The following is a 6,855-nucleotide window of genomic DNA, read 5'->3' as shown; positions in this document are numbered from 1 at the left end:
ACCTCCTGTTGAAACGATTTACGGCAGGACGCTAGCCAGGCCGCCGACCTCGGTCAACCCGATCGGACTCGTGCCAGCAGGTTGACCTCGGTCGCCGCCATGCCGGCCCGGGCAGCCTCGATGGAGGGGGTCTCGACGTAGCCGATGAGCAGGCCGTCGGGGCGGAGGAACAGCGAGTAGTTGTGCCATCCGGTCTCGGCGAGAGCCTGGAGCATGTCGGGCCAGACGGCGGCGTGGCGCCGCTTGTACTCCTCGATGCGATCAGCCTTGACCTGCAGCTGGAAACAGACGCGTTCCATGGCGACCTCCTGTTGAAACGATTTACGGCAGGACGCTAGCCAGGCCGCCGACCTCGGTCAACCCGATCGGACTCGTGCCAGCAGGAGGGGCGGGCCCCTCCTCGGCACCCTCGAACGACTCTCCGAATCGGTCGACCATCAGCGAGAAGGCACGGCGGGACAGCAAGCTAGGATCGTCCGGCGCATCGACAGCCCGCGGAGCCCGTCACACAGCCAGACTCGGCGAGAGGGTGACCGAGCGCCCGGATGAAACGATTTAGAAAGCTGGCCCCATGTGGTACTCGCCACATCCGTGCCCAGGGCCTATGCTGCGATTTAACGTTTCAGGAAGGAGCCCAGGTGGCGATCACTCCAACTGCCGGTTCACCACGCAGCGCTTCGGTCAAGGACGTCGCGGCCACCGCCGGCGTCTCCCTCGGCACGGTGTCCAACGTACTCAACCGTCCCGAGCGGGTCAGCCGGGCCACCCGTGAGCGGGTCGAGCGGGCGATGGCCGAGCTGGGTTTCGTGCGCAACGAGTCCGCGCGGTCGCTGCGCACCGGCAGCACCCAGTCGCTGGCCTACGTCATGCTCGACGCCGGCAACCCGTTCTTCACCGATGTCGCCCGCGGCATCGAGCTGGCCGCCGAGGCGGCCGGGCTCTCGCTGTTCCTGTGCAACAGCGACGGGCGCTCGGCCCGCGAGGGCGCCCACCTGGCCCACCTGCAGCAGCAGCGGGTCCAGGGCATCCTGATCACTCCGGTCGACCCGGACGATCCGCAGATCGACCAGCTGAGCGAGCGCGGCACCCCGGTCGTCATCGTCGACCGCACCCGAGCGGGATCGTCGTTCTGCTCCGTCGCCGTCGACGACGTCCTCGGCGGGCGACTGGCCGTGGAGCACCTCATCGACGCGGGCCACAAGCGGGTGGCGTACGTCGGCGGGCCGGAGTCGATCGGCCAGGTCCGCGACCGCGGCGAGGGTGCCCGGCAGGCCTGGACCGAGGCAGGGCTCCCGCCCGAGGACCTCATCACACTCTCGTGCGAGGCCCCCACCGTCGCCTGCGGCCGCGCCGCCGGTGAGCGGCTCGTCGGGCTGCCCGCCCGGCGCCGCCCCACCGCCGCGTTCTGTGCCAACGACCTGCTCGCGCTCGGGCTGCTCCAGCAGACGATCTCCAGCGGCCGGACCGTTCCCGGCGACCTCGCGATCGTCGGCTACGACGACATCGAGTTCGCCGCCGCAGCAGCCGTGCCGCTCACCTCCGTGCGCCAGCCCCGCCAAGACCTCGGCCGCCGCGCCGCCGAGCTGCTCCTCGACGAGGTCGGCGACCCCGCCCATCAGCACGAGCAGGTCGTCTTCACCCCCGAGCTCGTCGCCCGCGCCTCCACCCTCGGGCGCCCCTGACCCACGACTCGGCGCAAGTGTCCCGCCATACTGCGCCCACTCGGCGCGTCTGACTCGACACCCTGAGACAGACGCGCCGACTCGACGGAACCGAGCGGGACAGACGCGCCGAGTCGGCGGAGCGGGAGACATGGAGCCAGACGTACGTCATCATCGGATGCCCTAGGCTCCAGGACGGAAGCCGAAGGAGAGTCAGTTGGCCGGAGAACGTGCAGCGACGCTGAGCGACGTCGCCCGCGAGGCAGGGGTCTCGCTGGCCACCGCGTCGCGCGCGCTGAACGGGAGCGACCGGGTGGTGCGCCCCGAGCTGCAGGAGCGAGTCCTGGCGGCGGCGAACAAGCTCGGCTACACGCCCAACGCCAACGCCCAGGCGATGGCGCGCGGCTCGACCGAGACGGTCGGGCTGCTGGTCAAGGACATCGCCGACCCCTACTTCTCGACCATCGCCGGCGGACTGGCCGACGAGGCCGAGAAGCACGGCCTGCTCGTGATGCTGTGCAACACCGGTGGGCAGGCCGAGCGTGAGCAGAAGTTCCTGGCCGCGCTGCGGCGCCAGCGCAGCCGGGCGATCGTGCTGGCGGGTAGCGACACGGCCGACACGGTCCACACCCAAGAGGTCGCCGACCTGCTGACGTCCTACGTGGACGGCGGCGGCCGGGCCGCCGCGATCAGCCAGCCACGCCTGCCGGTGGACACCGTCGTGATCGACAACCACGGCGGGGCGAAGGCGCTGGCGGAGCGGCTGGTCGGCCTCGGCTACCGCCATGCCGCGGTCCTCACCGGTCCCGAGGACCTGCTGGTCTCGGCCGAGCGTCATGCGGGCTTCGAGGAGGGCTGGCTGGAGGCGACGGGCTCGAAACCCGCGTACGTCGCCGACGATTTCAGCCGCGACGGCGGCCACCGCGCGATGTCAAGACTGCTCGAGGACGGCCCGGAGGTCGACTGCGTCTTCGCGGTCAACGACCTGATGGCCGTCGGCGCCCTGGCCGCCTGCCGCCAGGCCGGCGTCGAGGTCGGGAAGGACCTGGCCGTCGCCGGCTTCGACGACATCGCGACACTGCGAGACGTGACGCCCGGGCTGACCACCGTACGTCTGCCGCTGGCCGACATCGGGCGACTGGCGCTCGAGATGGTGCTCGGCGAGCCGTCGGCAGAGCTTCGCAAGAAGTCCGTCCACGGCGAGGTCGTCTTACGGGAGAGCACTCCCCCGCGCTCCTGAACGGCCCGACGAAACGGTGCAGATGCGCCGACTCGACCCCTTGAAGCGGAGCAGACACGCCGACTCGGCGACGGGTTGACGGAACACCCTCTTGCGACCGGCGTCACATTTGTCATACCGTATTGGAAAGCGCTTTCCCCGATCGTTTTCCAGCACTCTCAGCAGACGAGGAACCCTCACATGGCCACACGACGGCTCGGCATCATCATGAACGGCGTCACCGGACGCATGGGCTACCGCCAGCACCTGGTGCGCAGCATCCTGGCGATCCAGGAGCAGGGCGGCGTCGAGCTCTCCGACGGCACCCGGATCCAGCCCGACCCGATCCTCGTCGGCCGCAACGCCGAGAAGCTCCAGGACATCGCCAAAGAGCATGGCCTGGACCGTTGGACGACCGATCTCGACGAGGCCCTGGGCAACGCCGAGGACACGATCTACTTCGACGCGCAGCTGACCAACGTCCGCGAGGCCGCCATCACCAAGGCGGTCGCGGCCGGCAAGCACGTCTACACCGAGAAGCCGATCGCCGACGACGTCGAGGGGTCGCTACGCCTGGCCCGCCTGGCGAAGGACGCGGGCGTGAAGACCGGGGTCGTCCACGACAAGCTCTACCTGCCTGGCCTGCTGAAGCTGCGCCGGCTGGTCGAGTCAGGTTTCTTCGGCCGCATCCTCAGCGTGCGTGGCGAGTTCGGCTACTGGGTCTTCGAGGGCGACCTGCAACCCTCCCAGCGGCCGAGCTGGAACTACCGCAAGGAGGACGGTGGCGGCATCGCAACCGACATGTTCCCGCACTGGAACTACGTCCTGGAGAACCTCTTCGGCAAGGTCGAGGCGGTCACCGCGAAGGTCGTCACCCACATCCCCGAGCGCTGGGACGAGAAGGGCGAGCGCTACGAGGCGACAGCCGACGACTCCGCCTACGGCATCTTCGAGCTCGAGGGTGGGATCATCGCCCAGATCAACTCCTCCTGGGCCACCCGGGTCAACCGCGGCGAGCTCGTGGAGTTCCACGTCGACGGCACCCACGGCTCCGCCGTCGCCGGCCTGCACCACTGCGTCACCCAGGACCGCAACCTGACCCCGAAGCCGGTCTGGAACCCCGATCTCGTCGAGTCGATCCGGTTCCGTGAGCTGTGGAACGAGGTGCCCGACAACCAGGCCTTCGACAACGGCTTCAAGGCGCAGTGGGAGCAGTTCATCCGCTACGTCGAGGGCGACGGCGACCACCCCTACGACTTCATGGCCGGCGTACGCGGCGTCCGGCTCGCCGAGGCCGGCCTGACCTCCTCGGCCGAAGGCCGCCGCATCGAGCTCGGAGAGATCGAGCTGTGACCTCCGTACGTCTCCCCCTGCCCGACGGCGGCACCGAGCTCTACCCGCTCGCGGGTCCCAAGCAGTGGAGCAAGCCAGAAGCGCCGTTCACCTCCCGCACCGCGTACGCCGCCGCCCACGTCGTCCCCCGCACCCTGGCCGAGAACGTGCCCGGTGCCCCCGCGGACATCGACTGGGACCGCACCCTGGCCTACCGGCACGAGCTGTGGTCCTACGGCCTCGGTGTAGCCGAGGCGATGGACACCGCGCAGCGCGGCATGGGTGTCGACTGGGCCGCCGCGGCAGAGCTCATCCGCCGCTCGGCCGCCGAGGCGGCGACCGTGGGCGGCTCGATCGCCTGCGGCGCGGGCACCGACCAGCTCACCCTGTCCGCCGTCCCCGAAGGCAGGCAAGGCCTGGCCACGGTCATCGATGCCTACCGCGAGCAGATGAAGGTCGTCGCCGACACCGGCGCGACCACGATCGTGATGGCCTCGCGAGCCCTGGCCAAGGTCGCCCGTGACGCCGACGACTACTCCGAGGTCTACGCGACCCTGCTCGACGAGGCCGACAGCCCGGTGATCCTGCACTGGCTGGGCGACATGTTCGACCCGGCGCTGGCGGGTTACTGGGGCTCCTCGTCGGTCGACGAGGCGACCCAGACGTTCCTCGACGTCATCCGGACGCGCCCCGGCAAGGTCGACGGTGTCAAGGTCTCGCTCCTCGACGCCGAGCACGAGGTCGGCCTGCGCCGGACACTGCCCGGCGGCGTACGTCTCTACACCGGGGACGACTTCAACTATCCCGAGCTGATCGTCGGCGAGGGCACCGGTGAGGGCGAGTTCTCGCACGCGCTGCTCGGCATCTTCGCGGCCATCTACCCGGCCGCCTCGGCCGCGCTCCAGGCGCTCGACGACGACGATCCGGACACCGCCCGGCAGCTGCTCGACAGCACCCAGGCGCTCGGCCGGAAGATCTTCGAGGCGCCGACCTACCACTACAAGACCGGGATCGCGTTCCTCTCCTGGCTCAACGGTCACCAGCCGGCCTTCTCGATGGCCGGCGGCCTGCACGCCGGCCGCTCGGTGCCTCACCTGGCCGAGGTCTTCCGGCTCGCCGACGCGGCCGGCCTGCTGACCAGCCCCGACCTCGCGGCCGCACGCATGCGCGCCTTCCTCACCGTGCAAGGAATCGACCAGTGACCGATCACGCCATTGGGCTCGAACGACTCTCCCTCAACACCAAGACCACCAACTCCTGGACTCTCGCCGAGGCCGTCGACGGAGCCGCCCGCGCCGGCATCCCTGCCCTCGGGCTGTGGCGCGACCGCGTCCAGGAAGCGGGTGTGGAGAAAGCCGCCAAGCTCGTACGCGACGCCGGGCTGCGCATCTCCTCGCTCTGCCGCGGTGGGTTCCTGACCGCGTCCGAACCTGCCGGGATCGCTGCCGCGCTCGAGGACAACAAGCGGGCGGTCGACGAGGCCGCGACGCTGGGCACCGACGCTCTGGTGATGGTCGTCGGCGGCCTCCCCGAGGGCGATGTCGACCTGGCCGGGGCCAGGGAGCGGGTCGCCGAACGGCTCGCCGAGCTCGCCCCGTACGCCCAGGCCGCCGGCGTGAAGCTGGTCCTGGAGGCGCTCCACCCGATGTACGTCGCCGACCGAGCGGTCATCTCCACACTCGGCCAGGCCCTCGACCTGGCCGCACCGCACCCCGTCGACGCGGTCGCGGTCGTGGTGGACACCTTCCACGTCTTCTGGGACCCCGACCTCGCCGCCCAGGTCTCGCGGGCCGGCGCGGAGGGGCGGATCGCGTCCTACCAGGTCTGCGACTTCAACCTGCCGATCCCCGCCGACGCGCTGCTGGCCCGCGGGATGATGGGCGATGGGGTCATCGACTTCGCCTCGATCACCCGGATGGTCGCCGAGACGGGCTACGCCGGCGACGTCGAGGTCGAGATCTTCAACGAGGCGGTCTGGGCCAGCGACCCCGACGAGGTGCTCGCCACCATGGCGCAACGCTACCGCGACCTCGTCCTCCCCCACCTGTGATGGCCGAGCACCAGCAGAGCGGTCGGGTCGTCGTGGTCGCCTGCGACAAGTTCAAGGGCTCCCTGACCGCGCGCGAGGTCGACGAGGCGGTGGCCGCCGGGATCCGCGCGGCGAACCCCGAGACAGAGGTACGCATCGTGCCGATCGCCGACGGAGGCGACGGCACCGTGGCAGCGCTGGCCAGCGCCGGGTTCGACCTGGTCCCGGTGACGGTCGCCGGCCCGACGCTCGAGCCGGTGGCGGCGCACTACGCCGTACGCGGCGACCTGGCGGTCGTGGAGCTCGCCGACACCTGTGGGCTGCTGCGGCTGCCCGGAGGCCGGCTCGCCCCGCTGACCGCGTCCTCCCGCGGGCTGGGTGAGGCCGTGCTCGCCGCCGTCGACGGCGGCGCCCGCACGGTGGTCGTCGGGCTCGGCGGCAGCGCCAGCAACGACGGTGGCGCGGGGATGCTCCGCGCCCTCGGCGTACGTCTCCTGGACGCTTCCGAGGCCGACCTCGCGGAAGGCGGGGCGGCCCTCCAGAACTTGGCGCGCGTCGACCTCGACGGCCTCGACCCGCGCGTCGGGGAGACCGAGATCGTGGTCGCCTGCGAC

General features: G+C 70.6%; 7 protein-coding genes. 6 read left to right on the top strand and 1 reads right to left on the bottom strand.

Features of this window, described 5'->3' with window-relative positions; all coding sequences use genetic code 11:
* Positions 1 to 53 precede the first annotated feature (53 nt).
* Positions 54 to 299: an L-rhamnose mutarotase gene (locus tag ACFVJS_RS25105; protein WP_378886104.1), complete on the bottom strand. Its 246-nt coding sequence runs from the start codon at positions 297 to 299 to the stop codon at positions 54 to 56.
* Between the two features lie 339 nt (positions 300 to 638).
* Here ACFVJS_RS25105 and ACFVJS_RS25100 point away from each other — a divergent pair, with 339 nt between their 5' ends.
* From ACFVJS_RS25100 to ACFVJS_RS25075, 6 genes are all read left to right on the top strand, one after another.
* On the top strand, positions 639 to 1,682 hold the full coding sequence (locus ACFVJS_RS25100; protein ID WP_378886102.1) for a LacI family DNA-binding transcriptional regulator: 1,044 nt from the start codon (positions 639 to 641) through the stop codon (positions 1,680 to 1,682).
* Between the two features lie 196 nt (positions 1,683 to 1,878).
* Positions 1,879 to 2,901: a LacI family DNA-binding transcriptional regulator gene (locus ACFVJS_RS25095; protein ID WP_378886101.1), complete on the top strand. Its 1,023-nt coding sequence runs from the start codon at positions 1,879 to 1,881 to the stop codon at positions 2,899 to 2,901.
* Between the two features lie 180 nt (positions 2,902 to 3,081).
* Positions 3,082 to 4,233 carry a Gfo/Idh/MocA family protein gene (locus tag ACFVJS_RS25090; RefSeq protein WP_378886099.1) on the top strand — a complete coding sequence of 384 codons (1,152 nt, stop codon included), beginning with the start codon at positions 3,082 to 3,084 and terminating at the stop codon, positions 4,231 to 4,233.
* Complete coding sequence (locus ACFVJS_RS25085) at positions 4,230 to 5,414, top strand: dihydrodipicolinate synthase family protein (RefSeq protein ID WP_378886097.1); 1,185 nt, start codon at positions 4,230 to 4,232, stop codon at positions 5,412 to 5,414. Before ACFVJS_RS25090 ends, ACFVJS_RS25085 begins: the two co-directional genes overlap by 4 nt.
* Positions 5,411 to 6,262, top strand: coding sequence for a sugar phosphate isomerase/epimerase family protein (locus tag ACFVJS_RS25080; protein WP_378886095.1), 852 nt, complete (start codon positions 5,411 to 5,413; stop codon positions 6,260 to 6,262). Before ACFVJS_RS25085 ends, ACFVJS_RS25080 begins: the two co-directional genes overlap by 4 nt.
* On the top strand, positions 6,262 to 6,855 hold a 594-nt coding region (locus ACFVJS_RS25075; RefSeq protein WP_378886093.1), incomplete at its 3' end, for a glycerate kinase. The genes ACFVJS_RS25080 and ACFVJS_RS25075, both read left to right, overlap by 1 nt.

The organism is Nocardioides sp. NPDC057772, assembly GCF_042798075.1.
GTDB lineage: Bacteria > Actinomycetota > Actinomycetes > Propionibacteriales > Nocardioidaceae > Nocardioides.
Note: the sequence above shows the minus strand (reverse complement) of the source record. Positions and strands in the feature narration are given on the sequence as shown.

Excerpts from the sequence above, each read along its gene's own strand:
- ACFVJS_RS25090 (WP_378886099.1), top strand. The coding sequence starts at position 3,082 with ATGGCCACACGACGGCTCGGCATCATCATGAACGGCGTCACCGGACGC.
- ACFVJS_RS25105 (WP_378886104.1), bottom strand. The coding sequence starts at position 299 with ATGGAACGCGTCTGTTTCCAGCTGCAGGTCAAGGCTGATCGCATCGAG.